This is a genomic window from Ruegeria sp. ABV4_181 (assembly GCF_056158465.1).
Genome location: NZ_JBSWTI010000002.1, coordinates 2,495,198 through 2,522,047 on the forward strand (window position 1 = coordinate 2,495,198; position 26,850 = coordinate 2,522,047).

The 26,850-nt window shown below is 59.4% G+C and carries 29 protein-coding genes; 17 read left to right on the forward strand and 12 right to left on the reverse strand.

The window, feature by feature from the left end; translation table 11 throughout:
- Positions 1 to 32: 32 nt before the first annotated feature.
- From ACXAC3_RS12325 to ACXAC3_RS12345, 5 genes are all read left to right on the forward strand, one after another.
- Positions 33 to 644 (forward strand): holin-associated N-acetylmuramidase, encoded by a 612-nt coding sequence (locus tag ACXAC3_RS12325; RefSeq protein ID WP_475160475.1) that lies wholly within the window; start codon positions 33 to 35, stop codon positions 642 to 644.
- Entirely contained in the window at positions 635 to 1,213 is a 579-nt protein-coding gene (locus ACXAC3_RS12330) for a holin family protein (protein ID WP_475160478.1), read from the forward strand. The genes ACXAC3_RS12325 and ACXAC3_RS12330 overlap by 10 nt, the downstream gene beginning before the upstream one ends.
- Before the next feature lie 75 nt (positions 1,214 to 1,288).
- Positions 1,289 to 3,253 carry a heme lyase CcmF/NrfE family subunit gene (locus ACXAC3_RS12335; protein WP_475160479.1) on the forward strand — a complete coding sequence of 655 codons (1,965 nt, stop codon included), beginning with the start codon at positions 1,289 to 1,291 and terminating at the stop codon, positions 3,251 to 3,253.
- Positions 3,250 to 3,705: a cytochrome c-type biogenesis protein gene (locus ACXAC3_RS12340; protein ID WP_475160481.1), complete on the forward strand. Its 456-nt coding sequence runs from the start codon at positions 3,250 to 3,252 to the stop codon at positions 3,703 to 3,705. Before ACXAC3_RS12335 ends, ACXAC3_RS12340 begins: the two co-directional genes overlap by 4 nt.
- A gap of 72 nt (positions 3,706 to 3,777) precedes the next feature.
- Positions 3,778 to 4,554: an enoyl-CoA hydratase-related protein gene (locus tag ACXAC3_RS12345; RefSeq protein ID WP_475160483.1), complete on the forward strand. Its 777-nt coding sequence runs from the start codon at positions 3,778 to 3,780 to the stop codon at positions 4,552 to 4,554.
- A gap of 5 nt (positions 4,555 to 4,559) precedes the next feature.
- On the opposite strand, the gene bmt is transcribed toward ACXAC3_RS12345, so the two are convergent.
- Together bmt and ACXAC3_RS12355 are read right to left on the reverse strand one after the other, a co-directional pair.
- On the reverse strand, positions 4,560 to 5,576 hold the full coding sequence (gene bmt / locus ACXAC3_RS12350; RefSeq protein WP_475160485.1) for a betaine--homocysteine S-methyltransferase: 1,017 nt from the start codon (positions 5,574 to 5,576) through the stop codon (positions 4,560 to 4,562).
- Positions 5,577 to 5,697: 121 nt separating this feature from the next.
- On the reverse strand, positions 5,698 to 6,018 hold the full coding sequence (locus ACXAC3_RS12355) for a DUF1476 domain-containing protein (RefSeq protein WP_475160488.1): 321 nt from the start codon (positions 6,016 to 6,018) through the stop codon (positions 5,698 to 5,700).
- Positions 6,019 to 6,205: 187 nt separating this feature from the next.
- Between ACXAC3_RS12355 and purC the strand changes: the two genes are divergently transcribed.
- The 7 genes from purC to ACXAC3_RS12390 all read left to right on the forward strand — a co-directional run bounded on the left by purC (position 6,206) and on the right by ACXAC3_RS12390 (position 15,248).
- The gene (gene purC, locus ACXAC3_RS12360) at positions 6,206 to 6,961 is read left to right on the forward strand and encodes a phosphoribosylaminoimidazolesuccinocarboxamide synthase (RefSeq protein ID WP_475160489.1); all 756 of its coding nucleotides are present in this window, start codon (positions 6,206 to 6,208) and stop codon (positions 6,959 to 6,961) included.
- Between the two features lie 131 nt (positions 6,962 to 7,092).
- The gene (locus ACXAC3_RS12365; protein WP_475160490.1) at positions 7,093 to 7,752 is read left to right on the forward strand and encodes a MarC family protein; all 660 of its coding nucleotides are present in this window, start codon (positions 7,093 to 7,095) and stop codon (positions 7,750 to 7,752) included.
- A 115-nt stretch (positions 7,753 to 7,867) separates the two neighbouring features.
- Complete coding sequence (gene purS, locus ACXAC3_RS12370; protein WP_109311572.1) at positions 7,868 to 8,098, forward strand: phosphoribosylformylglycinamidine synthase subunit PurS; 231 nt, start codon at positions 7,868 to 7,870, stop codon at positions 8,096 to 8,098.
- Positions 8,099 to 8,120: 22 nt separating this feature from the next.
- Entirely contained in the window at positions 8,121 to 8,789 is a 669-nt protein-coding gene (gene purQ, locus ACXAC3_RS12375; RefSeq protein ID WP_475160492.1) for a phosphoribosylformylglycinamidine synthase subunit PurQ, read from the forward strand.
- Between the two features lie 96 nt (positions 8,790 to 8,885).
- Positions 8,886 to 10,604 (forward strand): sensor histidine kinase, encoded by a 1,719-nt coding sequence (locus ACXAC3_RS12380; RefSeq protein WP_475163426.1) that lies wholly within the window; start codon positions 8,886 to 8,888, stop codon positions 10,602 to 10,604.
- 12 nt (positions 10,605 to 10,616) lie between these two features.
- Positions 10,617 to 11,951: a sigma-54-dependent transcriptional regulator gene (locus ACXAC3_RS12385; protein ID WP_170616909.1), complete on the forward strand. Its 1,335-nt coding sequence runs from the start codon at positions 10,617 to 10,619 to the stop codon at positions 11,949 to 11,951.
- A 510-nt stretch (positions 11,952 to 12,461) separates the two neighbouring features.
- On the forward strand, positions 12,462 to 15,248 hold the full coding sequence (locus ACXAC3_RS12390; protein WP_475160496.1) for an Rne/Rng family ribonuclease: 2,787 nt from the start codon (positions 12,462 to 12,464) through the stop codon (positions 15,246 to 15,248).
- Positions 15,249 to 15,301: 53 nt separating this feature from the next.
- Here ACXAC3_RS12390 and ACXAC3_RS12395 read toward each other — a convergent pair whose 3' ends face one another.
- Positions 15,302 to 15,535 carry a sulfurtransferase TusA family protein gene (locus tag ACXAC3_RS12395; RefSeq protein ID WP_475160498.1) on the reverse strand — a complete coding sequence of 78 codons (234 nt, stop codon included), beginning with the start codon at positions 15,533 to 15,535 and terminating at the stop codon, positions 15,302 to 15,304.
- A 105-nt stretch (positions 15,536 to 15,640) separates the two neighbouring features.
- On the opposite strand from ACXAC3_RS12395, the gene ACXAC3_RS12400 reads away from it, so the two are divergent.
- The 4 genes from ACXAC3_RS12400 to ACXAC3_RS12415 all read left to right on the forward strand — a co-directional run bounded on the left by ACXAC3_RS12400 (position 15,641) and on the right by ACXAC3_RS12415 (position 19,972).
- Positions 15,641 to 16,393, forward strand: a complete 753-nt coding sequence (locus ACXAC3_RS12400; protein ID WP_475160502.1) for a cytochrome c biogenesis CcdA family protein — start codon at positions 15,641 to 15,643, stop codon at positions 16,391 to 16,393.
- Positions 16,394 to 16,456: 63 nt separating this feature from the next.
- Complete coding sequence (locus tag ACXAC3_RS12405) at positions 16,457 to 17,671, forward strand: hypothetical protein (protein ID WP_475160504.1); 1,215 nt, start codon at positions 16,457 to 16,459, stop codon at positions 17,669 to 17,671.
- Positions 17,668 to 19,017, forward strand: a complete 1,350-nt coding sequence (locus ACXAC3_RS12410; RefSeq protein WP_475160506.1) for a cytochrome P450 — start codon at positions 17,668 to 17,670, stop codon at positions 19,015 to 19,017. Before ACXAC3_RS12405 ends, ACXAC3_RS12410 begins: the two co-directional genes overlap by 4 nt.
- A gap of 73 nt (positions 19,018 to 19,090) precedes the next feature.
- Positions 19,091 to 19,972: a fructose bisphosphate aldolase gene (locus ACXAC3_RS12415; protein ID WP_475160508.1), complete on the forward strand. Its 882-nt coding sequence runs from the start codon at positions 19,091 to 19,093 to the stop codon at positions 19,970 to 19,972.
- 6 nt (positions 19,973 to 19,978) lie between these two features.
- Here the strand turns inward: ACXAC3_RS12415 and ACXAC3_RS12420 are convergent, their stop codons facing one another.
- From ACXAC3_RS12420 to fumC, 5 genes are all read right to left on the reverse strand, one after another.
- A complete protein-coding gene (locus ACXAC3_RS12420) occupies positions 19,979 to 20,581 on the reverse strand; it encodes a DNA-3-methyladenine glycosylase I (protein WP_475160510.1) in 603 nt (200 codons plus the stop codon).
- A gap of 64 nt (positions 20,582 to 20,645) precedes the next feature.
- Positions 20,646 to 20,861 (reverse strand): ribbon-helix-helix domain-containing protein, encoded by a 216-nt coding sequence (locus ACXAC3_RS12425; protein ID WP_475160512.1) that lies wholly within the window; start codon positions 20,859 to 20,861, stop codon positions 20,646 to 20,648.
- Complete coding sequence (locus ACXAC3_RS12430) at positions 20,858 to 21,034, reverse strand: DUF4169 family protein (RefSeq protein ID WP_475160514.1); 177 nt, start codon at positions 21,032 to 21,034, stop codon at positions 20,858 to 20,860. Before ACXAC3_RS12430 ends, ACXAC3_RS12425 begins: the two co-directional genes overlap by 4 nt.
- A gap of 53 nt (positions 21,035 to 21,087) precedes the next feature.
- Entirely contained in the window at positions 21,088 to 21,423 is a 336-nt protein-coding gene (locus ACXAC3_RS12435) for a hypothetical protein (RefSeq protein ID WP_475160516.1), read from the reverse strand.
- A complete protein-coding gene (gene fumC, locus ACXAC3_RS12440) occupies positions 21,420 to 22,817 on the reverse strand; it encodes a class II fumarate hydratase (protein WP_475160517.1) in 1,398 nt (465 codons plus the stop codon). Before fumC ends, ACXAC3_RS12435 begins: the two co-directional genes overlap by 4 nt.
- Before the next feature lie 233 nt (positions 22,818 to 23,050).
- On the opposite strand from fumC, the gene ACXAC3_RS12445 reads away from it, so the two are divergent.
- A complete protein-coding gene (locus ACXAC3_RS12445; protein ID WP_475160519.1) occupies positions 23,051 to 23,587 on the forward strand; it encodes a hypothetical protein in 537 nt (178 codons plus the stop codon).
- Between the two features lie 8 nt (positions 23,588 to 23,595).
- On the opposite strand, the gene ACXAC3_RS12450 is transcribed toward ACXAC3_RS12445, so the two are convergent.
- The 4 genes from ACXAC3_RS12450 to ACXAC3_RS12465 all read right to left on the reverse strand — a co-directional run bounded on the left by ACXAC3_RS12450 (position 23,596) and on the right by ACXAC3_RS12465 (position 26,758).
- Positions 23,596 to 24,054 carry an SspB family protein gene (locus ACXAC3_RS12450; RefSeq protein WP_475160520.1) on the reverse strand — a complete coding sequence of 153 codons (459 nt, stop codon included), beginning with the start codon at positions 24,052 to 24,054 and terminating at the stop codon, positions 23,596 to 23,598.
- A gap of 76 nt (positions 24,055 to 24,130) precedes the next feature.
- The gene (gene chrA / locus ACXAC3_RS12455; RefSeq protein ID WP_475160521.1) at positions 24,131 to 25,384 is read right to left on the reverse strand and encodes a chromate efflux transporter; all 1,254 of its coding nucleotides are present in this window, start codon (positions 25,382 to 25,384) and stop codon (positions 24,131 to 24,133) included.
- Positions 25,381 to 26,196 carry a chromate resistance protein ChrB domain-containing protein gene (locus tag ACXAC3_RS12460; protein ID WP_475160524.1) on the reverse strand — a complete coding sequence of 272 codons (816 nt, stop codon included), beginning with the start codon at positions 26,194 to 26,196 and terminating at the stop codon, positions 25,381 to 25,383. Before ACXAC3_RS12460 ends, chrA begins: the two co-directional genes overlap by 4 nt.
- Positions 26,197 to 26,326: 130 nt before the next feature.
- Positions 26,327 to 26,758: an ester cyclase gene (locus ACXAC3_RS12465; RefSeq protein ID WP_475160526.1), complete on the reverse strand. Its 432-nt coding sequence runs from the start codon at positions 26,756 to 26,758 to the stop codon at positions 26,327 to 26,329.
- Between the last annotated feature and the right edge of the window lie 92 nt (positions 26,759 to 26,850).

Here is a 26,850-nt window from a genome sequence, read left to right on the forward strand (position 1 = left end):
GCCTTTTGTGCAACCAATCGCGGGGGCAGACGATGCAGACGGTTCGACAGATAGCAGCTGAAATCGTGGCGAGAGAAGGCGGGTTTGTGGACGATCCCGACGACCCGGGCGGGGCGACAAAATACGGTGTGACCATCCACACGATGCGCCGTCTGGGATTGGATCTGTCCGGCGATGGTGTCGTCGACCGCACCGATGTGAAAATGCTGAGCAAATCGCAGGCCACCGACATCTTTGTACGCCACTACTTCGAACTGCCGCGACTGGACTTGCTGCCCCGGTCGGTGCAGGCGACTGTGTTCGACATGTACGTCAACGCAGGTGTTCAGGCCATCAGGATTTTGCAGCGCCTGCTGCGGGACATGGGCTTTGCCATTGCGGTGGATGGCATTGTCGGCCCGGAAACTGCGCGGGTCTGCCATGAGGCGGCCAGACCCGAGCCAACGGCGCTGAGGGACGCTTATGGGGTAGCGCGGCGAAACTACTACTTTCGGCTGGCAGACCTCAGACCCGCTTCGCGCAAATATGCGCGAACCCGAGCCGGCGGCAAAGGCGGGTGGATCCGCCGCGCGGAAGAGTTCGTCTCGCCCGCATATCATCTCAGCGACAGTGAATTCAAACAAAGGGTATCCGAATGGGGCTGATCTCGGGCGTGTTGGCATTTCTGTTTGGCGGCGGCCGCAACGTCGTGCGCGAAACCGTCGAAGTATTTCGGGAAAACTCCGAGGAAGGAGCCAGACGGGGGCTGGCGTTGCAGCAGCAGGCGATGGCTCAGTTCGGGGCTGAATACCAGGTGCCGAAAAAGGGTGTCTTCGACCGCTTTATGGACGGGCTGAATCGCCTGCCACGCCCGGCGATGGCACTGGGAACGCTGGGCCTGTTTGTGGCGGCAATGGTCGATCCGCTGTGGTTTGCTGCGCGGATGCAGGGCGTTGCACTGGTGCCCGAGCCTTTGTGGTGGCTGCTGGGTGTCATTGTGTCGTTCTATTTCGGCGCGCGCCACCAGACCAAGGTGCAGGATCTGCAGCGTGAGATTTCGGCGACGATGCAGCGTACGCCTCAGGTTCTGGCCAATCTGGAAAGGCTGAAAACGATGCGCGCTGATAGTATCGGTGCGGCCGATGCCGGCGGCAACGCTGAACTGGTGCAGCGTGCGACGCATCCGGATAGCAACCCGGCCCTTGAAGACTGGCGGCGCAGACGCCACGCCTGAACCGCGACACTATGCTCGTCTCAGCCGGGCGAAAGTGATTGGTGCTTACCCGGTATCGGGATTATATCCGGGGCCATGATTACAGAACTTGGCCACTTTGCCCTGATACTCGCCTTTCTGGTTGCCATCGTGCAATCGGTCGTTCCCCTGATCGGGGCCGCCAAACGCTGGACCGGATGGATGACCTTTGCCGAACCTGCGGCGATTATTCAGTTTCTGCTGGTGGCCTTTTCGTTTGGTGCGCTGGTCTGGGCGTTTGTGACATCCGATTTCTCGCTGCGGATCGTGGTTGAAAACAGTCATTCGGCCAAACCCATGCTTTACAAGATCAGCGGAACATGGGGGAACCACGAAGGTTCCATGCTGCTGTGGGTGCTAATCGTTGCGTTGTTTGGTGCAATGGCGGCATATTTCGGGGGTGGCCTTCCGCCGACCCTGAAAGCGCGGGTTCTGGCGGTTCAGGCTGCGATTGGGGTGGCGTTTTTCGCCTTTATCCTTTTCACCTCGAATCCCTTTGATCGCCTGATCGTAGCACCTTTTGACGGGCGCGACCTAAACCCGCTGCTTCAGGACCCCGGTTTGGCCTTTCATCCGCCGTTTTTGTATCTGGGCTATGTCGGGTTGAGCATGGCCTTCAGCTTTGCCGTCGCGGCCTTGATCGAAGGGCGTGTTGACGCCGCTTGGGGCCGGTGGGTGCGGCCATGGACGCTGGCGGCATGGATATTCCTGACCATTGGGATCGCTTTGGGGTCCTGGTGGGCGTATTACGAACTGGGCTGGGGCGGGTTCTGGTTCTGGGACCCGGTTGAAAACGCATCTTTCATGCCCTGGCTTCTGGCCGCCGCCCTTTTGCATTCTGCCATCGTGGTGGAAAAGCGCGAAGCGCTGAAAAGCTGGACCATCCTGCTGGCGATCATCGCGTTCGGGTTTTCGCTGATCGGCACCTTTATCGTGCGATCGGGTCTGCTGACCTCGGTCCATGCATTCGCCAATGACCCCGAGCGTGGGGTGTTCATCCTGTTCATTCTGGTGATCTTCATCGGCGGGGCGCTGACGCTGTTTGCCGCGCGTGCGCAGACGATGGAGGCCAAGGGCGTGTTCGGAATGGTCAGCCGCGAAAGCGCGTTGGTGCTGAACAACATTCTGCTGGCCGTCAGTTGTTTCGTCGTGTTCTTCGGAACGCTCTGGCCGATGGTGGCCGAGATGGCTTTTGACCGCAAACTCTCGGTCGGGGCGCCGTTTTTCAATTCGGCCTTCACGCCGTTCATGGTTGTGCTGGGAATTGTGCTGCCCGTCGGGGCAATGTTGCCGTGGAAGCGGGGCAGGTTGGGCAGGGCGGCGTATTCGCTGCGCTATGCGTTTGTACTGGCAGTCGCTTTGGCCTTGCTGGTCTGGGCGATGCAGACGGGGCGCAGCGCGCTGGGTCCTGTTGGATTGTTCCTGGGCGCCTGGATCACATTCGGCGCGGCCGTGGACTTGTGGAGCCGTACGGGCCGCAGGGGCAACCTTGGACGTCTGTTCCGCCTGCCTGGCGCGGATTGGGGCAAGGCCGTGGCCCATTCCGGCTTGGGGGTCACCATGTTCGCCATTGCCGGTCTGACCGCCTGGGAAGTCGAGGACATCCGCGTTGCCCAACCCGGCCAGCCTTTCGAGGTCGGACAATTCACACTGACGCTGGAGGATGTCCGCCTCGTCGAAGGTCCGAACTATTTCTCGACCACCGCCGATGTGAAAGTCGAAAAGAACGGGCGCGCCATCGGGACGCTGCATCCGGAAAAGCGGGACTATCCCGTGGCACGGATGCCCACGACGGAAGCCGCAATTGACTACCGTTTCTTCCGGGATCTCTATGTTGTGATTGGCGATCAGCAAGCAGATGGGGGCTGGGTCATGCGCACGTATATCAAACCGCTGGCGAACTGGATTTGGGCCGGGTGTATCCTGATGTCTCTGGGCGGCGCGCTCAGCCTGTCGGATCGCAGGTTCCGTGTTGCAGCCGGGGCGCGCAAAGCCCCATCCGGCGGGGTGCCGGCGGAATGATGCGGCTGCTGTTGATCCTGATGCTGATTGCATCGCCCGTCTGGGCGGTGCAGCCGGACGAAGTTCTGGATGATCCGGTGCTTGAACAACGCGCGCGCGACCTCAGCACCGGCTTGCGTTGCCTGGTTTGCCGCAACGAAAGCATTGACGAAAGCAACGCCGAGCTTGCCCGGGACCTGCGCCTGTTGCTGCGCGAACGGTTGGTGGCCGGGGACACCGATCAGGAGGCGTTGGATTTCATCGTGGATCGCTATGGCGAATACGTGCTGTTAAAACCCACAACCACGGGTTCGAACCTGATGCTGTGGCTGGCCGGTCCGATCATGCTGCTGATTGCCGCCGCCATGGGATGGAACTTTCTGCGCAAGCGTTCGCAGGTGCAGGCCGCCGGGGAAAACGAAACTCTGAGCGAGGCCGAGAAAGAGCGTTTGCGCCAGATTCTTGAAGACTGACCCAGGGTTCGTCTTTTCCTTCCGTGTCATATGGTTCAGGGTTCCCTCAAGCTCTGATTTGGGGAGGATTTCATGGAATACGAAACGGTCCTGTTGGATATCACGGACGATTTGGCGGTTGTGACCCTGAACCGGCCAGACAAGATGAACGCGATGACCGCGCAGATGCGGGCCGAGGTCACCCACGCGATGAAACACGCCACGCGGCACGCACGGGCGATCGTTCTGACAGGGGCGGGGGATGCGTTTTGTTCGGGGCAGGATCTGGGCGATGCCTCAAGCACGGGCAAGGTCGATCTGGAACGCACGCTGCGCGACGAATACGAACCGATGCTGGAAACGATTTACGATTGTCCGGTTCCGACGATTGCGGCGGTCAACGGCCCAGCGGCCGGGGCCGGGGCAAACCTGGCACTGTGTGCCGATGTCGTGATTGCGACCGAAAGCGCCTATTTCCTACAGGCTTTTGCCCGGATCGGTTTGTTGCCCGATGCCGGCGGTACGTGGTTCATGCCGCGCCAGATGGGCTTTGCCAAAGCCATGGGCGCCGCGCTTTTTGCCGACAAGATCAGCGCCCGGCAAGCGGATGAATGGGGATTGATCTGGGAAGCTGTCGCCGACGATGAATTCGAGGCGCAATGGCGAAAACGGGCGGCCTATCTGGCCAAGGGTCCGACCGCCGGGTTTGGCGCGATCAAACAGGCCATTCGCGGCACGTATGAAAATACGCTGCCCCAACAACTGGCTAAAGAGGCCCATCTGCAGGGGGATTGCGGACGTTCGCGCGACTTCGCCGAGGGTGTCGTGGCCTTCATGCAAAAGCGCCCCCCGAAATTCGAAGGGCGCTGATAGCCTCAGGCGCGGCGGCGGCGGCGTGTGCGCCGCTCGGGTGTCGCGGCGTCGTCGCCGGTTCCGTCCGTAGCGGATGAAAACGGACCCAGAGCATCCGTGATCTGATCCAGCGTTGGCCGGGAGTTGCGCGGAGCACTGTCCAGTGCCTCGCGCATCTGACGCAGGTGCGCGGGCATGGTGCCACAGCAGCCCCCGATGATCGAAGCCCCGGCATCCCGCGCCATGGCAGCGTATTGCCCCATCAGTTCGGGCGTGCCGTCATAGTGGATATGACCGTCCACATATTTCGGAATGCCCGCATTTCCTTTCGAGATCACCGGCCGTTCCGTGCCTTGCGCGGCAAAACCCAGCACCGTGCGCAGAATGTCCGACGCGCCGGTGCCGCAATTGGCTCCGAAGGCGACGGGCGGGTTTGGCAGGGTCTCGACCAGCTGCGCCAGATCAGAAGATGTCACCCCCATCATGGTGCGGCCCGCCGTATCAAAGCTCATCGTGCCACACCAGGGCATGTCGGCCAGCGCGAACGCTTCGGCCGCTGCGCGGAACTCTTCCGGTGCGCTGATGGTTTCCAGCCACAGAACGTCGACGCCCCCCGCCTTGAGCGCCTCAGCCTGTTCGTGGAACATCTCAACCGCTTCTGCATGAGACAGGCTGCCGACGGGTTCCATGATTTCACCGGTCGGTCCCACCGAACCGGCGACAATGACCGTGCGACCGGCCTTGTCCGCGACCTCACGCCCAAGTTCCGCCCCGATGCGATTCAGTTCGTCAACGCGGTTCTGGGCGTCGTGCAGCTTTAGTCGGGCCGCGGTGCCGCCAAAGGTGTTGGTCAGGAACAGATCGCTGCCCGCATCGACCGATCCGTGATACAAGGCGCGGATCTTGTCGGGCGCGTCCACATTCCACAATTCCGGGGCATCACCCGATTGCAGGCCCATGTTGAACAGGTTGGTCCCCGTCGCCCCGTCTGCGAGGATGGCATCTTTGGTTTCCAGTAGCTTGCTCAGTGCGTTTGTCATTGGGGTATTCCAGGAAATGACCCAAAGGGTCGATAAAATAAGAGACGCCCCGTGTCTCACGACCGGGGCATCAAATCAAATTCATAAAACTCATGATGATCATGAGGTTTGCGGAAAAGCCTTAAATTTCGGCCTCTGCCATGACCTGCTCTTTGGCTTCAACCAGCAGTTCCGCCATCTTTTCGCGAATCTTGGCCTCGTCCGCCAGGTCGCCCAGATAGCCTTTTACCGCTTCCACAACGTCGTCTTCGCCGACGTTCTGAAGGTCGGTGTGAACCAGTTGCTGGCCATAAGCACGCGCCTTTTCAACGGGTTCACCCTTGAGGGTCGAGGCCCATACAGCCATGAACCTGTTGCGACGCATCCGGGCAATGAACTGCATCTTTTCGTCATGTGCGAATTTGTTTTCAAACGCGGCTTCACGTTCGTCAAATGTGGTCATTGGTTGGGGACCTCTTGGGTTTCATCTTCATTCCTCATGATATGACTATACGGCGGCGTCGGTGCAAGGTATTTGCGCTGCGTCAAACCCACTCTGGCCGGTGAACTTGCGAGAGGGCAGGGCTTGCACTATGAGAACGCCAAAGCGAAGGGACTCATTCCCTCGCCCCGGACTTGAAAGGTCGCTTATGGCGCGTCGCAAGAAAATCTACGAAGGCAAGGCAAAGATCCTGTATGAAGGGCCCGAGCCGGGCACCATCGTTCAGTATTTCAAGGATGACGCCACCGCGTTCAACGCGGAAAAGAAGGACGTGATCGACGGTAAGGGCGTGCTGAACAACCGCCTGAGCGAGTTCTTCATGAACGGCCTGACCCAGATCGGCGTTCCGACGCATTTCATCCGCCGCCTGAACATGCGCGAACAACTGGTGCGCAGCTGCGAGATCGTGCCGCTGGAAGTGATCGTGCGCAACTATGCCGCCGGGTCCATGTCCAAGCGTCTGGGCATCGCCGAGGGAACGCAACTGCCGCGTCCGATCGTGGAATATTGCTACAAGGACGATGCGCTTGGCGATCCGCTGGTGACCGAAGAGCATATCGCCGCATTCGGCTGGGCCAGCCAGCAGGACATGGACGACATTCTGAGTCTGGCCTTGCGTGTGAATGACTTCATGAGCGGCGTGATGCTGGCCGTGGGTATTCGTCTGGTCGACTTCAAGATCGAGATCGGCCGCGTTTACGACGGCGACTATCAACGCCTGATCATCGCGGATGAGATCAGCCCGGACAGTTGCCGCCTGTGGGATATCGAGACCGGCCAGAAACTGGACAAGGACGTCTTCCGCCGCGATCTGGGCAACCTGACCGACGCCTATTCCGAGGTGGCGCGTCGCCTTGGCGTTCTGCCCAAAAGCAACGTGGCCAAGCCGACGCTGATCAACTAAGTCTCGGCTCGGAATGCACTTTTAAAGCGTCGCCTTTATGAAGGCGGCGCTTTTTTGATGTTAGGGGTGGTTTGACAGCGAGGCCGCTCGTCCCGCATTGTCGCGCCAGTTCAACCGAAGGTTTTCCCGGCATGGCGGAATTGTTTGATCAGGCAGTCTTTTTGAAATTCCTCGCGGCGTTGCTGGCGATCTTCAACCCGCTTTACGGCATCCCGATTTTCCTGAGCATGACCGAGGGTTATTCGACCTCGGAACGCAAGCGCGTGGCGCTGATCGTGACCGTAACGGTGGTCACCGTGGCACTGATCGCGGTTTTGGTGGGTGAAGAGATTCTGGCGATCTTCGGCATCGACATTCCGTCGTTTCGTATCGCCGGCGGGCTGATCATTCTGGGCGTGGGCATGTCGATGCTGAACGCCTCGGACCGGCCAAAAGGGGATCAGAAGGCGGTCGAGGAGGGGGCACAGAAAAGCAACATCGCCGTGGTTCCCCTGGCGATTCCGCTGACAATCGGTCCGGGCACCATCGCGACGACCATCGTGTTTGCGCATACGCTGACGGATGGGGCTGAAATCGTCACGCTCGGCTCTGCCGTGTTGATTGCCTGTGCCATCGTTGGCCTCGGGTTGCTGTTTGCGGACCCGATCTCTCGGTTTTTCGGACCGACCATGATCAATGTCATTACGCGGGTCATGGCCATCATCCTTGTCGCCGTGGCGGTCGAAATGGTTCTGACCGGGACCTTCCACGCCATCGACGCGCATTACCCGGGACTGTCAGGCGGAAGCTGAACGCGCCCCTGCGGCAAACTGTATGCGGACAAGGGTTGTCGAACGCCGTTGGGCGCGCTATCCCCCGCGCAAGGGAACGGGCCGGAAATCCAGGCCCTCAGCTGGAGTTGCAGGAATGAAAGCACGGGTGCATGTGATGCTCAAGAACGGGGTTCTGGACCCGCAGGGTGAAGCGGTGCGTCATGCATTGGGTGCCATGGGCTTTGATCAGGTCGAAGGCGTGCGTCAGGGCAAGGTGATCGACCTTGAGCTGGCCGAAGGCGCGACCGAGGCGGACATCACCGAGATGTGCGAAAAGCTGTTGGCCAACACGGTCATCGAACGCTACGAGATCGAACTGGTCTGAACCTAATTCCGGAGGGCCCGCCATGCGCGCTGCTGTCATCGTATTTCCAGGCTCAAACTGCGACCGTGACCTGGCCGTCGCGTTCCGGCAGGCAGGGTTTGAGGTCGACATGGTCTGGCACAAGGATGCGGCACTGCCTGATGGTGTCGACATCGTGGGCGTGCCGGGCGGGTTTTCCTACGGGGATTACTTGCGCTGCGGGGCCATCGCCGCACAATCGCCCATTTGCAAGGCTGTCGTCGACCATACCGCCCGCGGCGGATATGCCCTTGGTATCTGCAACGGTTTCCAGATTTTGACCGAAACTGGCATCCTGCCCGGCGCCTTGCTGCGCAATGCCGGGTTGAAATACATCTGTCGAACTGTCGGCCTGAAGGTTGAAACCAGCGACAGTGCCTTCACAGAAGGTTACAACGCCGGTGATGTGATCGGAATCCCGATTGCGCATCATGACGGAAACTATTTCGCGGATGACGCAACATTGTCCACTCTGCGCGATCAGGACCGGATTGCCTTCACCTATGCCGAGAATCCCAACGGTTCAGTAGGTAACATTGCCGGTATCCTGTCGGAAAACAGGCGTGTTCTGGGTATGATGCCGCATCCCGAGCGGGCGGCAGACCCGGGTCACGGCGGTACGGACGGAACGGCATTGTTCCGCGCATTGTCCGGCGTCCTCGCGCCTGCGTGACTTGAGGTTGCACCCAAGCCCGCGTAATTTTCTGGGATGAGTTTCGACATTCGCTCTGGCTGGTCCATTCTGACAAAACCGTTCCGTGGCGCGCCAATGGGATGGCGCCTGCGCCTGGCTGTTCTGGTCCTGTTGCTGGCGACCGTCGCGACGGTCTGGGTCACCAACCGATTGCTGACCGACCGATTCACGGAATCGACGCGCAATCGGGCCGAACTGCGCCTGGCGCTGTATTCGGGGAACCTGCTCAGCGAATTGCGCCGGAACGCGATCGTGCCACAGCTTCTGGCACGCGACCCGACGCTGATTTCGGCGTTGCAATCCAGCGACTTTTCGCTTTCGACGCAGCGCCTGATTTCCTTTGTCGAGGAAATCGGGGCAGCTTCGCTGATGTTGTTGGACAGGGACGGGCGCTCGGTCGCGGCCACCGACCGGAACCGGTTGGGTGAACCCCATCGAAGTTCGCCTTATTTCATTGACGCTGTCCGCTCGAATTCCACGGTTTTTACCGTCATTGAAAAGGAAGCGGGCGGGTACAGTTTCGTCTATTCCCGCCGGATCGAAGCCAATGCCGAGGTTATTGGCGTGATCGTGGTCGAGGTTGACCTGCAAAAGTTCGAAAGCGCCTGGGCCGGTATCTCGGATGCTGTGATGGTGGCGGACAGCACGGGCAAAATCATCCTGTCGACCGAACCGCAATGGCGTGGAGTTGAGGAAGGCGAGGCGATCCTGCGACAGCCGCCGCAAGGCGCCATCCAGCGCGCGATCCGCGCCACCACTGACTGGACCGCCTTGCCGCCCGATGCCTATCTGCAGGGCGAAGCGGTGATGAGGATGGAGACCCGCATTCCGTTCCGCGGCTGGAAAATGACTTCATTCACCACCTATGCGTCGATCCGGGAAAAGGTGAACAGCGTCCTAGCGCTGGAAATCATGGGATTTGCAATTCTTCTGGCGCTGGCCTTTTATGCGCTCAGCCGCCGCGCCACGTTCCGGATGACGTTGTTCCAGCGCGAGTCGGCAGAGCTTCGCGCATTGAACACACGGCTGCAGCGGGAAATCGCTGAGCGGGAACGGGTTGAAAAGACACTGGAAGTTGCCGAGCAGACGCTGGCGCAAAGCTCGAAACTGGCTGCGCTGGGTGAGATGTCTGCAGCCGTCAGCCACGAGCTGAATCAACCGCTGGCTGCAATGAAAACCTATCTGGCCGGGGCGCGCCTGTTGCTGCGGCGAAACCGGCCCGAAGAGGCTCTGGCCAGCTTTGGCCGCATCGATGGTCTGATTGAACGGATGGGCGCGATCACACGGCAGCTGAAATCTTATGCGCGCAAGGGCGCGGATGCGTTTTCACCAGTAAATCTTGGTGAAGCGCTGGCCTCCTCCCTGTCGATGATGGAGCCGCAGCTGCGGCAGCGCCATGTGAAGATCACTCAGATCCTGCCCGAAGAACCCGTGATCGTGATGGGGGACCGGATGCGGATCGAACAGGTGATGGTCAACCTCTTGCGGAATGCGCTGGACGCCACCAAATCAGTATCGGACCCCGATGTGGAAATCATTCTGGCAGCAGGGGATATGGCGGTGTTGACCGTGCGCGATAACGGCCACGGAATTGAGGATATCGAGAACCTGTTCGAACCCTTCTACACCACCAAGCAGCCCGGCGATGGCGTCGGGTTGGGGCTTGCTATCTCGTCCGGGATCGTGAACGACCATGGTGGACGGCTGACCGCGCGCAACAGCCAGCATGGAGGCGCGGTATTCGAGATGCAACTGCCGATACTGGGAAGCGACGGCCTTGAGGCCGCTGAATAACGAGGAATGAATATGGCACAGGCCATGAAAATCGCCATTGTGGATGACGAACAGGACATGCGCCAGTCGATCAGCCAATGGCTGGCGCTGTCGGGATATGACACCGAAACCTTCTCCAGCGCCGAGGACGCGCTCAAGGTTCTGGGGCCGGATTACCCGGGCATCGTCATCTCGGACATTAAGATGCCGGGAATGGACGGCATTCAACTGCTGAAAAAGCTGATGGGGGCTGACAGCACGCTTCCGGTCATCATGATTACCGGCCACGGCGACGTGCCTATGGCGGTCGAGGCGATGCGTGTGGGCGCGTTCGACTTTCTGGAAAAGCCGTTCAACCCGGATCGGATGTCCGAACTGGCCAAACGCGCCAGCAATGCGCGCCGTCTGACCCTGGACAACCGGGCGCTGCGGCGCGAGCTGTCCGGCGGCACCCAGATCATGAACAAGCTGATCGGCGCCAGCCCGGTGATGGAGCGGCTGCGAGAGGATATCCTCGATCTGGGGCAGGCGGATGGCCATGTCCTGATCGACGGCGAAACCGGCACCGGCAAGACCCTTGTGGCACATGCGCTGCATGCGGTGGGCAGCCGGGCAGGCAAGAAATTTGTTCTGGTGTCCTGCGCGGCGCTGGAGGAAGAGGCGCTGTCGAAACGTTTGTTCGGCCCGATGATGCCTGAGGATGCCCAATTGCCGGCCATCGAAGAGGCCCGCGGCGGCACTCTGGTACTGGAAGATGTCGAGGCCCTCAGCGATACGCTTCAGGCACGGCTGCTGAGCGTCATGAACGATCAGGGCACGCCCGCCGAAACTCGGATCGTGGCGATTTCGAACCTGCAGGAGGCCGGAAAGACCAGCGAGGATGTTCTGCGACCGGACCTGTTCTACCGTCTGGCTGCCCTGCGGATCACCATGCCGCCCCTGCGTCAGCGCGGTGAGGATATTCTGACATTGTTCACCCGATTGAGCGAGCAGTTTGCCGAGGAATACGGCTGTGACGCCCCGCAGGTCAGCGCACAGGAGGCGGCGCAGCTGCTTCAGGCCCCGTGGCCCGGTAACGTGCGACAACTGATCAACATCGCCGAACGCGCGGTTCTGCAATCGCGTCGCGGATCAGGCACCATAGCCTCGCTGCTGATGTCGGATCACGAGGAAATGCAGCCGGTGATGACGACCGAGGGCAAGCCGCTCAAGGAATATGTCGAAGCGTTCGAACGGATGTTAATCGACAACACCATGCGCCGGCACAAAGGTTCGATCGCGTCGGTGATGGACGAACTGTGCCTGCCGCGCCGTACGCTGAACGAAAAAATGGCCAAATACGGCCTACAGCGGTCGGACTACCTGTAAAAGCCCGGGAGGGGGCCAGCCCCCTCTTGAGCCTTCGGCTCAATTCACCCCCGAGGTATTTTTGGCCAGATGAAGGGATCCCGCGTCGCGTAGTGGGCGCGCGATGCAGTTTGCCCATTGTCTTTTCCACAGGACTGCTTTTATTGTAAGCGGACGGGCCGGGCCGATTTTGCGCCCACAAGTCCCGAATCTTTGAGTTTCGCTGTGTCGCCGCAGGTGGTGATCCTTCCCACAGGGCGACGCAGACCGATTGTGCCCCATCAGGGGCAGTAGAACGCCTGAGCCCGCAGCAGCGGGCGAAAGGAATAAATGGGCAGGCGGCGGCCTCCGCGCCTGTCGGAGAAGAACCGCGATGACGCGCGCGCAACGACTGAGTATACGGGCAGGGGGCCGCAGCGCCAGACCCTGCCGCGCGCCGTCCGATATCGCCCTGACAAGACACCACCCCAAAAGCGCCTGTCCTCCCGGACGGGTCAGGACAACGCGTTTGGCGCGGTGCACCAAGGACACATGGCTAAGAAAATGCTTATCGATGCCACCCACGCGGAGGAAACCCGCGTTGTGGTGGTTGACGGAAACAAGGTTGAGGAGTTTGACTTTGAATCCGAAAACAAACGCCAGCTTGCTGGCAACATCTATCTTGCAAAAGTAACCCGGGTCGAGCCGTCGCTGCAGGCGGCCTTTGTGGATTACGGCGGAAACCGGCACGGGTTCCTGGCGTTTTCCGAGATCCATCCGGATTATTATCAGATCCCCGTCGCCGACCGCGAGGCGTTGATGGAGGAAGAACGCGCCTATGCCGAAGCGATGAAGGCACGGGATGAGGCCGAGGAAGCCAAGCCCAAAAAACGCCGGTCCCGTTCGCGGACAAAGGCGGCGGATGTAAAATCCGACGACGCCGTGGAATCGCTGGACGTTTCTTCGGAACCGTCCGGCATGGAAACCATCGACCTCGACACGGGCGAAGAAGGGGCTGATCTTTCGGTTCCGGAAGGCACGTCTCCGGCGGATCGCGTGGCGGAGACGCCCGTCGAGGAACCGGTTGACGAGGGTGAGGCGTCTGACGCCGCTGATGAAGTCGCCGACGCGGATGAGAACGTTGTTTCCGACGGCGCCGAAGCTGCCGATGAAACCGGCGAAGAGGTAGCCTCTGAAGTCGATGCGGCGGAGGAAGACGAGAACGGATCAGACCCGGAACCTGGGGCTGAAGAGCCTGAAACTGACGAAGCTGAACCCTCGGATGAAGGCAAGGCTGAGACGGAAGAGGCCGACACTGCCGAAGCCCGCGCGGATGCCACCGCGAAGGACGATACCATCGAATCCGTTGCGGACGAGGATGACAGCGAGGACATTCGTCCGCCGCGCAAACCGCGTCCGCGCCGGTATAAAATCCAGGAAGTAATCAAGGTCCGCCAGGTCCTTCTGGTGCAGGTCGTCAAGGAAGAGCGCGGCAACAAGGGCGCTGCGCTGACCACATACCTGTCGCTTGCCGGACGCTATTGCGTTCTTATGCCCAATACCGCGCGGGGCGGCGGCATCAGCCGCAAGATCACCAACGCGCCAGATCGCAAAAAGCTGAAGGAAATCGCGGCAGAAATCGATGTGCCGACCGGTGCCGGCCTGATCATCCGGACGGCCGGAGCCAAACGCACAAAATCCGAGATCAAGCGAGACTATGAATACCTGCAGCGCATGTGGGAACAGATCCGCGAACTGACGCTGCAGTCGATTGCGCCTGCCAAAATCTATGAGGAAGGCGACCTGATCAAACGGTCGATCCGGGACCTTTATAACCGTGAGATCGACGAAGTTCTGGTTGAAGGCGAAGGCGGGTACCGTATCGCCAAAGACTTCATGAAGATGATCATGCCGTCACACGCCAAGAACGTGAAACGGTATGAAGATGCGTTGCCGCTGTTTGCGCGGTATCAGGTGGAAAGCTACCTGACCGGCATGTTCAACCCGACGGTTCAGCTCAAATCCGGTGGTTACATCGTGATCGGGGTGACCGAGGCACTGGTGGCAATCGACGTGAACTCGGGCCGGGCCACAAAGGAAGGTTCGATCGAGGACACCGCGCTCAAGACCAACCTTGAGGCCGCCGAAGAAGTGGCGCGGCAATTGCGTTTGCGCGACCTTGCCGGTCTGATTGTCATCGATTTCATCGATATGGACGAGCGCAAGAACAACTCGGCCGTCGAGAAACGTCTGAAAGAAAAGCTGAAAACCGACCGTGCGCGCATTCAGGTCGGCCGTATCTCGGGCTTTGGTCTGATGGAGATGAGCCGTCAGCGCCTGCGCCCCGGTATGCTTGAGGCGACGACGCAGCCGTGCCCGTCCTGCCACGGAACGGGCCTGATCCGGTCGGACGACAACATGGCGCTGACCATTTTGCGTCAGATCGAAGAGGAAGGCACCCGTCGCCGATCGCGCGAGGTTCTGGTGCGCTGCCCGGTCAGCATCGCCAATTTCCTGATGAACCAGAAACGGGAACATATCGCGCAGATCGAGGCACGGTATGGCCTGTCTGTGCGCATTGAGGGTGATGTGCATCTGGTCAGCCCCGATTTCTCGATGGAGAAATTCAAGACCGCCAGCCGGATCGTGCCCGAGGCCAGCGCCCCGGTCGTGTCTGTCGACGCGTCCCTGATGGATCTGGTGGATGCCGGAGAGGATGAGGCGGTCGAGGAAGAAGCGGTTCAGACCGAAGAAGAGGCGAAACCCAAGCGCAAGCGCCGTCGTCGTCGCCGGAAGAAGGGCTCCGGCGCAGGCGAGACGCCCGAAGCTGACACAGACGAGAACGATGCTGCAGCGTCCGAAGCGGCAGAGGAGCCTTCGGCGGAGCCTGAGGCTGATGCAGCTGAGCAGGAAGAAAAAGCCGAAAAGCCCAAGCGCCGCCGAGTGCCGCGCCGCAAGAAGAAAGCGGTTGATGACGCAGCGACCGAAGCTGAATTGCCCGCATCCGAACCCGCCGAGCAGACGGAAGACACTGCCGCAGGTGAAGATGCTGTTGCGCAGGAGACGGTCGAGGCGGCACCTGAACCTGTTGAGAGCACAGAGACGGTTGCGGAAGACGACAACGCGCCTGTGGCCGATGAGGTAAGCGAACCGGTTGCAGAGGAAGTATCGGAACCCGTAGCTGAGGAAACGTCTGTTCCCGAGACCGAGGAACCGGCCGAGGCAGAAGCGGTTGAAGAGACACCTGAACCGGTACTGGAGTCCGTTTCGGAAGAGCCCGAGCAACCCAGCAAGCCGGACAAACCCAAACGGCGCGGTTGGTGGTCACTGGGTCAGTAAAAAGAAAAGGCGGGTCTTGGGACCCGCCTTTTTTCATCCGGCACTGCCCAGTCTCAACCCGATTTCTGGATGACGTAGATCTGGTGCCCGTCCGCCTCTTCCTGGAACAACAATTGGTGGCCGCTTTCGACACAGAAATGAGGCACATCAATAACTGCCGCAGGGTCGTCAGCCAACACACGCAGAACCGCCCCGGTGGGCATGGATTTCAGGCGTTTTCGGGCCTTCAGTACCGGCAGAGGGCACAACAAGCCCAAAGCGTCCAGCGTTTCAGTAGCGTTTGACATGGGATTGAGATATTTCCACTTTGTCGTGGTGTCCAGCGTGCAACCACGAGGATGTGACCGATTGGCCCGGTGACGCGGCGCGATTGATACCCTATGTGCTGATCCATGTTCGGAATTGATATCATAGACGCGGGCTTGCTGCCTGCCATGTTCATCGCGATGCTCGGCGGGCTGATCAGCTTTCTGTCGCCCTGCGTGTTGCCCATCGTGCCGCCTTACCTGGCTTATATGAGCGGTGTGACCATCAACGAGATGAAGGACGAGGCGCAGGCGCGGCGCAAGGCGACCCTGTCCGCGTTGTTCTTTGTTCTGGGCTTGTCGACAGTGTTCCTGTTGCTGGGATTCACCGCTTCGGCCTTTGGGGCGTTTGTGCTGAAAAATCAGGTTTTGTTCGCAAAGCTGTCCGGCGCGGTCGTGATTGTCTTTGGTCTGCACTTTCTGAACGTGTTCCGCATTCCATTCCTTGATCGTGAAGCCCGCATTGACGCGGGTGAATCCGGCGGGTCGGTCTTTGGCGCCTATATCCTTGGCCTGGCGTTTGCCTTTGGCTGGACACCCTGTATCGGCCCACAGCTTGGGGCGATCCTGTCGCTTGCCGCATCCGAGGCTTCGGTCGCTCGGGGCACCCTGCTGCTGGGCGTTTATGCGGCGGGGCTGGGCATTCCGTTCCTGCTGGCAGCGATGTTCCTGAACCGCTCGATGTCGGTCATGAACCGCATCAAGCCCCACATGGCCACTATCGAGAAGGTCATGGGCGGTCTGCTGCTGTTTGTCGGCATCATGCTGATCACCGGTCTATTCACAGAGTTCAGCTGGTGGCTGCTGGAAACCTTCCCGGCGCTGGCCAATTTCGGGTGATTAACCGATCAGACTTACCTTGACGGCTATGCTGCGCTAGTCTGCGCGGCAAAAGGTAAGGCGATGAGCAGTCACAACAATCAGCCTCGGGTGCGTCGGCGCCGGGTGTTCTACATTCCCGGCTACGATCCGATTCCACCCCGCCGGTATCGCGAGCTGTATCGCCGCGAAAGCCAGGCTCAGGCAGAGATTTCTGGTTACAGCGTGTCGGTTTCCCCAAAGCCGGGGCAGGGACCCTATGGTTGGCATGTCAGGTCCTGTCAGGACGGGGTGAAGGTACAGTCGGATATCGAGGTTCTGGTCTGGTCGGATATCGTGCGCGACAGCATGTCAGGTTCGATACCGGCAACCTATCTGCAACTGGCGCATACGGCATGGATCTATATCGCATCGGGCGCGCTCGGCCGGTTGATGCGGTTGCGCAAAGGGCCGGTAATTGCCGCGCTCTATCCGGTTGGGATGCTGATCGCCCAGCTTGCCATTGCGTTGGCGGTCGCATCAGTTGCCGTCACATTCCTGTCGCCGTATCTGAGCTGGTTCGCGATTGTGCCGGCCGTGGCTGCGGCCTATGCCCTGTTGATCTGGTTTCGCAACATCGACAATCGCCTTTTTGTCTACTACCTGATGCACGACTACGCCTATTCCGCGGCCTCGAAAGGCGCGTTGCAGGCGGACTTGAAAATGCGCCTGTCCGGGTTCACGGAACATATTCGGTCCGCGCTTGAGACGGATGTGGATGAGGTTCTGGTTGTTGGCCATTCTTCCGGTGCGCATCTGGGCGTGATGGTTCTGGCAGAGGTGCTTAAGAACGAAAACGCGCGCGAGAAAGGGCCCGAACTGTCGTTTCTGTCTTTGGGCCAGGTGGTTCCAATGGTGTCCTTCCTGCCCAATGCGACCGATTTGCGTCGCGATCTTCAGTTTTTGTCGGCGCGCACCGATCTGACCTGGGTCGATGTCTCGGCACCGGGGGACGGCTGCGCCTTTGCGCTTTGTGACCCGGTAGCGGTCAGCGGCGTTGCGACCGAAGAAACTCGCTGGCCGCTGGTCCTGTCCGCAGCCTTCACCCAGACTTTGTCCGCGCAACGCTGGCGGGCGCTGCGCTGGCGGTTTTTCCGGCTGCACTTCCAATACCTTTGCGCCTTTGACCAGCCGGGTGACTATGATTATTTCCGCATTACGGCAGGGCCTTTTTCACTAAGTCAGCGGTTTGCAGGGCGCGCGCCGTCCAAATCGCGCATCGCAACACCCGTTTCAAAATATCGGACGGTGCAGGCATGATACCACCAAAGCCGTCCCCGCGTCCGGACAAGGTATCGCTGTGGCGGTATCTGAAGCTGTTCCGCAAGGACATATTGTCGGCGCAGCCGCAACGGCTGTACCGCGCCTGGATGGCCGAGTTTCGGACGCCGTTCTTTCGATCCTACATGATCAATCAGCCGGAACTCGTTGATATCGTGCTCAAAAAACGCCCGGATGATTTTCCGAAATCCAGCCGCATCCGCGAGGGGCTGCGCCCGCTGTTGGGAAATTCAGTCTTCCTGACGAACGGTGAGGTTTGGAAACGGCAGCGCCGGATCATCGACCCGGCCTTTGAAGGCGGGCGTTTGAAAGACACTTACCCGGCTATGCGCGCCGCGGCGCATGCTTGTGTCGAACGTCTGCGGGCGCAGACAGGCACCGATGTCGAGTGCGAAGAGCTTACCAGCCATGCAGCGGCGGACGTGATTTTCAGAACCCTGTTCTCGGTCCCGATCGAACATGACCTTGCCGCGCAGGTATTCGAAAAGTTCAGATCCTATCAGCGGCAACAGCCTTTGTTAAATCTGGCAGCTTTTGTTCCCGTCCCCGCATGGGTTCCCCGCATGCACTCCCGCAAAACCCGCAGGAACGCCCGGGAAATAAGGGCGCTGATCACGCGGTTGACCGCGGAACGAGCGGATATGATCGCAAAGGGAGAGGCACCGGACGATCTGGCCACCAAGATCATGACCACGCCGGACCCGGAAACCGGACACTGTTTCGACACGCAGGAGATGGTCGATCAGGTCGCCATCTTTTTTCTGGCCGGGCATGAAACCAGCGCGTCCGCTCTGGCCTGGGCGCTGTACCTCGTGGCTCTGTACCCCGACTGGCAGGACAAGCTTGCCGCCGAGGCGCAATGTCTGGACGAACCCGGTTTCGGCACATTGTCCGATCTAAGGCTCAGCCGGGATGTGTTCCGTGAAACGCTGCGCCTGTATCCACCGGTGCCGATGATGGTGCGTGAGGCCGCGTGCCCCGAGAACTTCAGGGGCCGGGCGGTGCGGCAAGGGTCGCAGGTCGTTATCAGCCCGTGGCACCTGCACCGTCAGGAGCGTCTGTGGGACCGGCCGGATGAATTCGACCCCACACGCTGGGGCACGGAAAACGGAAAGACCTGTCAGCGAACGGCTTATCTACCCTTTTCCGCCGGCCCGCGCGTCTGCACGGGGGCCGGGTTCGCCATGGTAGAAGGACCCTTGCTGCTGTCGACTCTGTTGAAGAACTTCAGGTTCAGCCTGGTCCAAGGTCGCCCCCCCGTTCCCGAGGCACATCTGACCGTCCGGTCCCGGAATGGAATTTGGTTGCACGTGGTTGAGCGCTAACAAACTACCATCACCCTGCGCCTTGCTGTATGCGATTTAAAGATGCGGAATCATTACTGAACGGGAAAGTCTTATGTCCAAAGCAGAACAGCGCGAGCAGATGTCCAACGGCGCAGGATTTATTGCAGCATTGGATCAAAGCGGCGGCTCGACGCCCAAGGCGCTGGCGCTCTACGGAGTTGAGGCCTCTGACTACAGCTCGGACGAAGAGATGTTCGGCGAAATCCAGAAGATGCGCGCACGGATCATTCTGGCTGACGATTTCACCAAGGACAAAGTGATCGGCGCGATCCTGTTCGAACGGACGCTGGGTGAAGAGATTGACGGCCGTAAGGTCGCGGACTACCTGTGGTCGGTCAAGGGTATCGTGCCTTTTCTGAAGATCGACAAAGGGTTGGAGAAACAAGCGAACGGGGTTCAGATGATGAAACCGATCCCCGGTCTGGCCGACACCCTGTCAAAGGCAACGGGAATTTTCGGCACCAAAGAACGTTCTGTGATCCATGAAGCAAATGCCGAAGGCATCGCCGCTGTGGTTGCCCAGCAGTTTGACGTCGCCAGAGAGGTCGTCGCCGCCGGCATGGTGCCGATCATCGAACCTGAGGTGAATATCAACTCTGCCTCCAAGGCCGAGGCGGAAGACATCATGAAGGCCGAGATCCTGAAAAACCTTAATCAGTTGGACGAGGGGCAGGAGGTCATGCTCAAGCTGACGATTCCCAGCAAGGCAAACCTGTTCGACGAATTGGCGGATCACCCGCGCGTTCTGCGCGTCGTGGCCCTGTCCGGCGGCTATTCGACCGAACAGGCCTGCGATCTGCTTGGTCAGAACGGCAAGATGATCGCGTCCTTTTCGCGGGCGCTGACCGAAGGTCTGTCCAAGCAGCAGTCGGAAGCCGAATTCAATGCCGCGCTGGGTGGCAATATCAACAAGATATTCAGCGCTTCCGTCTGACGCGCATTATTCGGGTTTGGTGAAATCGCGGCGCAACTGCGCCGCTTTTTCACGCATCACGCAGCCCGTCGCGTGATCGTTTACAAGCCCCATTGCCTGCATGAACGCAAATACGGTGGTTGGACCGACAAATTTCCAGCCGCGCTTTTTCAGGTCTTTCGACATGGCCACGGATTCTGCCGAGGTTGAAGCGGTCTGCGGGTCCGCCGGCGTTGCGGCTTCATAGCGCCAGACATAGGCGGCAAGTGACCCTTCGGCGGCAACAAGTTCTTGCGCGCGGCGGGCATTGTTGATGACCGCTTCGATCTTGCCGCGATGCCGTACGATACCTTCGTTCTGAAGCAAACGCTCAACATCTGCGTCATCAAACCGGGCTACAGCATTGAAATCAAATTGCTTAAATGCAGCTCGGAAATTTTCGCGTTTGGCCAGAATCGTGCGCCAGCTTAGGCCGGACTGAAAACTTTCCAGGCACAGTTTTTCGAACAGACGCTGGTCATCAGCCACAGGATAACCCCATTCCAGATCGTGGTAATCAAAGAACTCGGGTGCCGCCTGACACCAAGCGCAACGCGGTTTTCCATCCGGGCCGGGAACTGTTTGGTTCATATTGTACCCCTTTTGTTCTCACCCAACATAGGCGCAATTCGCCGCCCGGTGCAAGGCCCCTCGTTCAGGTGCGATACCAATTCAGGATAAATACGCGAATGGCCGAGGCAAGACCGACCTCCGGATCACGGTTGACGTCAATTTCAGCCGCCAACGCATTGATAGGCATGTCTTTTTCTTTGGAGATTTCGCGAAAGGCCAGCCAGAACTCATCCTCCAGCGAAACCGAGGTTCGATGGCCTTTCAAGGTGAGGGAACGCTTGACCGGGCGGCCGCTCATTCGTCCAACTCATGGTTGTCCAAATCTCGGCGCTGTTTGTCCCGCTCGTGTCTGGTTGAGTTTTTCTCCGCCTTGCTCTGGCCAAATACGACCACATTGCGGTCTGCGCGGGCTTTCTTCTCAGCCCGGGCTTTTTCTTTCCGGTATTTATTCAGGTTGACCACGGATTTCATAGGAACATCAGCCCTTGTCGTTGACCGGAGTGTACATGCACCACGCGGCTGCGTCAGAAAAAACTCCGCAGCAAGCCCGGCAGCATTGCACGTCCCTCGCTGGTAATCGCATAGGCGACCGAGATGGGGCGCAGCGGTTCGGGCACTTCGCTTTCCCTTGGCTCCATCCAGCCGACATTGGACAGTTGGGCCCAAAACCAGTCATTGGCCGACCCGCGGGCGGTCATCGCCACGGCGTCCTCATCCGCGGTATTCGCCAGCATGGTCAACAGAACGGATTTGTCGCCTTGCGACAGATTACCGGCCAACTCCTTTAGCTGCGGACCCCATCCCTTGTCCTGCAGCGCGGCCTCGCTAAGGCCGCGCTGGGGTTCTGTAGGGTTGCTCATCGATCCTTGGGGCCGATCATGTGTTCGGGGCGAACGACCGCGTCAAAGGTTTCCTCATCAACAAAACCCAGTGCGATAGCCTCTTCCTTAAGGGTGGTACCGTTCTTGTGGGCCGTCTTGGCCACTTTCGTTGCGTTGTCATAGCCGATGGTCGGTGCAAGCGCCGTCACCAGCATCAGCAATTCCTTCATCAGCTTGTCTATGTGCGGCTCATTGGCTTGAATGCCCAGCAGCATCCGTTCGGTAAAGCTGTCGGTGGCGTCACCCAGAAGCTGGATGGATTGCAACAGGTTATAGGCCATCATCGGGTTGTAGACGTTCAACTGAAAGTGCCCCTGCGATCCGGCGAACTTGATCGCCGCGTCATTGCCCATCACGTGGGCGGCCACCTGCGTCAGCGCTTCGGCCTGTGTCGGGTTCACCTTGCCCGGCATGATCGAAGAACCGGGTTCATTTTCCGGCAGGATCAGCTCGCCCAGACCCGAGCGCGGACCAGACCCCAGCAGACGGATGTCGTTCGCGATCTTGTAACAAGACCCCGCAATGGTCGCCAAAGCGCCGGACAGGAACACCATTGCGTCATGGGCAGCCAGCGCTTCGAATTTATTGGGGGCGGTGACGAAGGGCAGGCCGGTGATCTCGGCCATATTGGCAGCCACGGCTTCATCCCAGCCATCGTGCGTGTTCAGACCGGTGCCGACAGCGGTGCCGCCCTGCGCCAGTTCGTAAATGCCGGGCATCGAAGCTTTGACCCGGTCGATCCCCTGACGGATCTGATGCGCATAACCGCCGAATTCCTGCTCCAGCGTCAGAGGGGTCGCGTCCTGCGTATGGGTGCGTCCGATCTTGATGATGCCTTCGAATTCCCTGGCCTTCTGCTCCAGCCCTGCCGCAAACTTCTCAAGCCCGGGCAGCAGCACGTCGCGGACGCACATGGCGGTGGCAATGTGCATCGCGGTGGGGAAGGTGTCGTTTGACGACTGACCCATATTGCAGTGATCGTTAGGGTGTACCGGGTCTTTTGAACCGATCTCGCCGCCTAGGATCTCAATGGCGCGGTTGGCGATCACCTCGTTCGAGTTCATGTTCGACTGGGTGCCTGAACCGGTTTGCCACACGACCAGCGGAAAGTTGTCATCGAACTTTCCCTCGAACACCTCACCCGCGGCCTGAATGATCGCATCGGCAATCTCTGCGTCCAACTTGCCGATGGCCTTGTTTTCCATCGCGCAGGCTTTTTTGATCACACCCAGCGCGCGCACGATGGCGACAGGCTGCTTTTCCCAGCCGATGGGAAAGTTCATGATCGAGCGCTGAGTCTGAGCCCCCCAATACTTGTCAGAGGGGACTTCCAACGGGCCAAAGCTGTCGGATTCGGTGCGGGTCTGTGACATCGGTAACTCCGTCGTGTATACAGTCGCATGCCGTTTACCCGTGACGACGCCATCGTGCAATCGGCCAGTTGCGCGCACCTTAAACACAAGGTTGCCAAAGGTATAGGCGCGAAGGTGCGTCATTTTTCTTGTTAAGGATGACAACAGCGCCATTGTGTGCGCGGGCGGCTGGGCTACAATAAATGGATCACAACCCGGAGGCTAAGGTGGGCATTTTGAATCGGACTCGTCCCTTGAATTTCATTGCTTTTTCCCTGGGCGTCCTGTTTTGGACCGCGATTGCCTATCTTCCGGCGCACGCAGAGAATATCGAACCCTTTGTCGGCGATTACATTGGTTCGGCAAACGTGGTGGATGACGACGGCACCGAAACGCCCCGTGACATGAGCGTTTCGATCCATGAGACAAAGGGCGGCTTCAATGTCAGTTGGACGACGACAACCTACAAGCCGGATGGCCGGGTCAAAGAGCAGAAGTTTTCGATAGACTTCAAGGAATCCGAGCGGTCAGACGTGTATTCCGCTGCGATGAAACGCAACGTGTTCGGGCACGAGGTGCCGCTGGACCCGATGCAGGGCGAGCCGTTTGTGTGGGGCCGAATCGACGGCCAGACCCTGACCGTCTTTTCGCTGTTCATCAGTGAAAACGGCGATTACGAGCTGCAACAGTTCGATCGCACGCTGGCGGAAGGCGGGCTGAACCTTGCCTTTTCAAGGTTCCGAAACGGTGTAAGGTCCCGTTCTGTCGAGACTTTCCTGGAAAAACAGTAAATCCGGCGCTATTTCCTGAAGCTGTCCAGCGACACGACCTCGGCATCGTGCTGGTCGGGTTCTTCTTCGACCTCAATCGCTTCCTCGACAAAGGATTCGATCTCTTCCTCGTCTTCGGGGCTTTCAAAGCGCAGTCCGAACTCAACCGAGGGGTCCACAAAGGTCTTGATCGCGGCATAGGGGATGTACAGGGGCTCTGGCGCGTCGCCGAAATTCAGGGTGATCGCAAAGCCCTTGTCGCCGACTTCCAAATTCTCGAACCAATGCTGCATGACAATGGTCATTTCTTCGGGATACCGCTCGCGCAGCCAGTCGGCCAGATCAACGCCGTCATGGCGGGTGTCAAAGGTAATGAAGAAGTGATGCGCCCCGGGCAGGCCGTGTTCGGAAACGCTGGTCAAAACAGTCTTGATGAGCCCGCGCATGGCGGTGTGCATCAGGTTCCCATAGTCGATGTCTTGCGACATGTGTCATCCTCAAAATTGGTCGTTCTCAGCATAGGGTATTTCAACGGAAACGAAAGACCGCCAATGCGCAGATTGTTCAGAGAAAGTGAAGCCCGGTTCCGACCGCAGCGACGACAATCAGCGCCGTTGCCATGCCAAATTTATACTTGAAAATCAACACGCCAGCGAAAACTGTCAGGATCAACGCGATAGGATTCAGGCTCGACAACTCTGGCCATGGAATCGCAACCGGTCCCCAGGATCGCTCGGGGATGTTGCTGAAAAGAACATTCAGACCGAACCACACGGATAGGTTTAGAATCACACCCACGACAGCAGCCGTGATTCCATGCAGTGCGGCGGACAATCTGGGGCGCGCTGACAGTTGGTCCAGAAACGGGGCCGCAAGAAATATCCAAAGAAAACACGGAACAAATGTTGCCCATAGGGCGACGGCAGCTGCAGCAATCGCCAGCGGCGCGCCGCCATCAATCTGTCCAGCCAGCATTGCAACGAACTGAGTCACCAGTATCAACGGGCCTGGGGTTGTTTCCGCCAGACCCAGCGCGTCGATCATCTGATCTGTGCTGATCCACTGATACTTGTCCACGACGGTCTGGGTCATATAGGCCAAAACGGCATAGGCCCCGCCAAAAGTAACAACCGCGAGGCGAGCGAAGAACCATCCCAGATCGCTTAGCAGCTTCTGCCCGGTCAGGGTGAGGGTCAGCAAGGGCCCCAGCCACAGAACCAGCCAGAGCGCCCCGGTTCTGAGGCTGCCAGCCACGTTGGGGACAGGGGGGGCTTCGCCGGTCTGCTGCTCTCCATCGAAGGAAATATAACCCCACAGAGCGGCTGCAAGGATGATCAGGGGAAAGGGAAGGTTCAGGGCAAAGATCGCGATGAAGCCCAGCCCGGCAATCGCGCGGTGTTCGACATCGGTCAGAGCCTTGCGGGACAGGTTTCGCAACGCCTGCAGAACAATGACGATCACCGTGGCCTTGACCCCGAGAAAGCCCGCCTGAACCGGTGGTAGATCCCCGAAGGTGACATACAGCCCGACCAGAACCGCGATGACGATCGCGCCGGGCAACACAAACAACGTGCCGGCAATCAGCCCGCCCGTTACACCACGCAGACGCCATCCGGCGTAAGTTGCCAGTTGCATCGCCTCGGGACCCGGCAGCAGCATGCAGAGCGACAGCGCCCGCAGGTACGTCTGTTCATCCAGCCAGGGGCGCCTTTCGACCAGTTCCTGATGCATAAGCGATATCTGCGCCGCCGGTCCACCGAATGAAAGCAGTCCAATTCGCCCAAAGACCCGGATCAGATCTGCGATTGTGGGCGTCATGCCTTGCGGTCCGTTGGCCAGTTGTGGCGTTCCTCGAACCCGTCCCGCGCCCAGCGGTACATCGCGTCATACACATGCAGGCCCGCCGCAAGGTTCTGATGATCGTCCCGATATTGCCGTGACAGTCCAACGGATACTGCCAGCAATCCCGCCGCCTCCGGTGCCAGATCATGACGATTAGTGTCGGCCGCGCGGATGACGGTCGCCAAACGATCCAGCGCCGCTGTGTGCAATGCAAACTCATCCAGCATGGTGTCAAAGGTGCAGCGATCCTGCCGATGTGACCAAAAACCGCCTTCGATGTCGAACGGGGTGGCCCCGAAAGCCTGCGCGACGGCTTCGACCTCGGATGGGGCTACGAACAGAAAACGGGCGTTTGGGTCCACGAAGCGGCGGATCAGCCACGGGCAGGCGATGCGGTCGATCTTTGGCCGGTGGCGGGTGACCCAGAGGGTGCACCCATCCCTGCGCGCCGGAATGGCGGAGGCCGGAACGCGTGGCGCGTCGGCACAGTCCCGCCAGCCATACATGCCGCCCTCCAGAAATTCTGCCTGACACCCCAGGCCACGCAGCCACGACACTGCACCCTGGCTGAGCTTCTTGCCTTTCTGGCAAATGATGACGGCCGGCCGGTCACCGATGATCGTTGCAAGCCCCTCGACATCCTGCGCCGGGCGCCGGACAGAGCCGGGGATCAGATAAGGGTCGGCCTCAAAATCCGGGTCCAGGCAGATGTCGATCAATACCGGGGCCTGAGGCGTTCCGATCAGACGCAATAGCTGTTTGGGGGTAATCGCATTCGGCGCGGGCATGGCATGTCTCCTGGCTCAATCGGATACATGCGAAACTTGGGCTTGCGCCTCACGGGGCGTTCGCAATTTTACCCCATGGCCCTTGCTTACGTGCAAGCGCCAGAGGGGTCAAGATTGCGCGACGGGCCTGTCAGGCCCAGTCCAGCCGTTGCCCGGTCATGCAGACGGGCAGGGTATCCTGCGGAAACTGGCCAAGCTGTTCGAACAATGAAATAAAGTCGAACTGGTTATACGCCTCGACCATGCGGCCATCCCGGATGCGGGCCACGACGCTGCCTGTGGCCTGCAGCGGGGCGCCGTTATCCGCCCGCGTCGTTTTCAGATGAATGATCGCGGATACCCAGTCACCGTTTTCGATGATCTTGGGCAGTTCAACATGAATGTCGCCAAGGATGTGCCGGAACGCCATGACAAGATCGCGGAATTCATCCGCGCCAACCTGCATTTCGGGGATCAACCCTTCGGCCATCGTGTCGGGGGCAAAATACTGGTCGATGGCATCGGTATTCCCGTTTTCCCAGACTTCGGCATACCATTCCCTGAGTACATCTGCGTGTGACATCCCAGCTCTCCTTTTCCTGTCGGGCTGAGAATGAAACGAAAGGGTGAAAAAAGCCTGAACGTGAACAAGCGCAGGGGATTACAGCAGACATT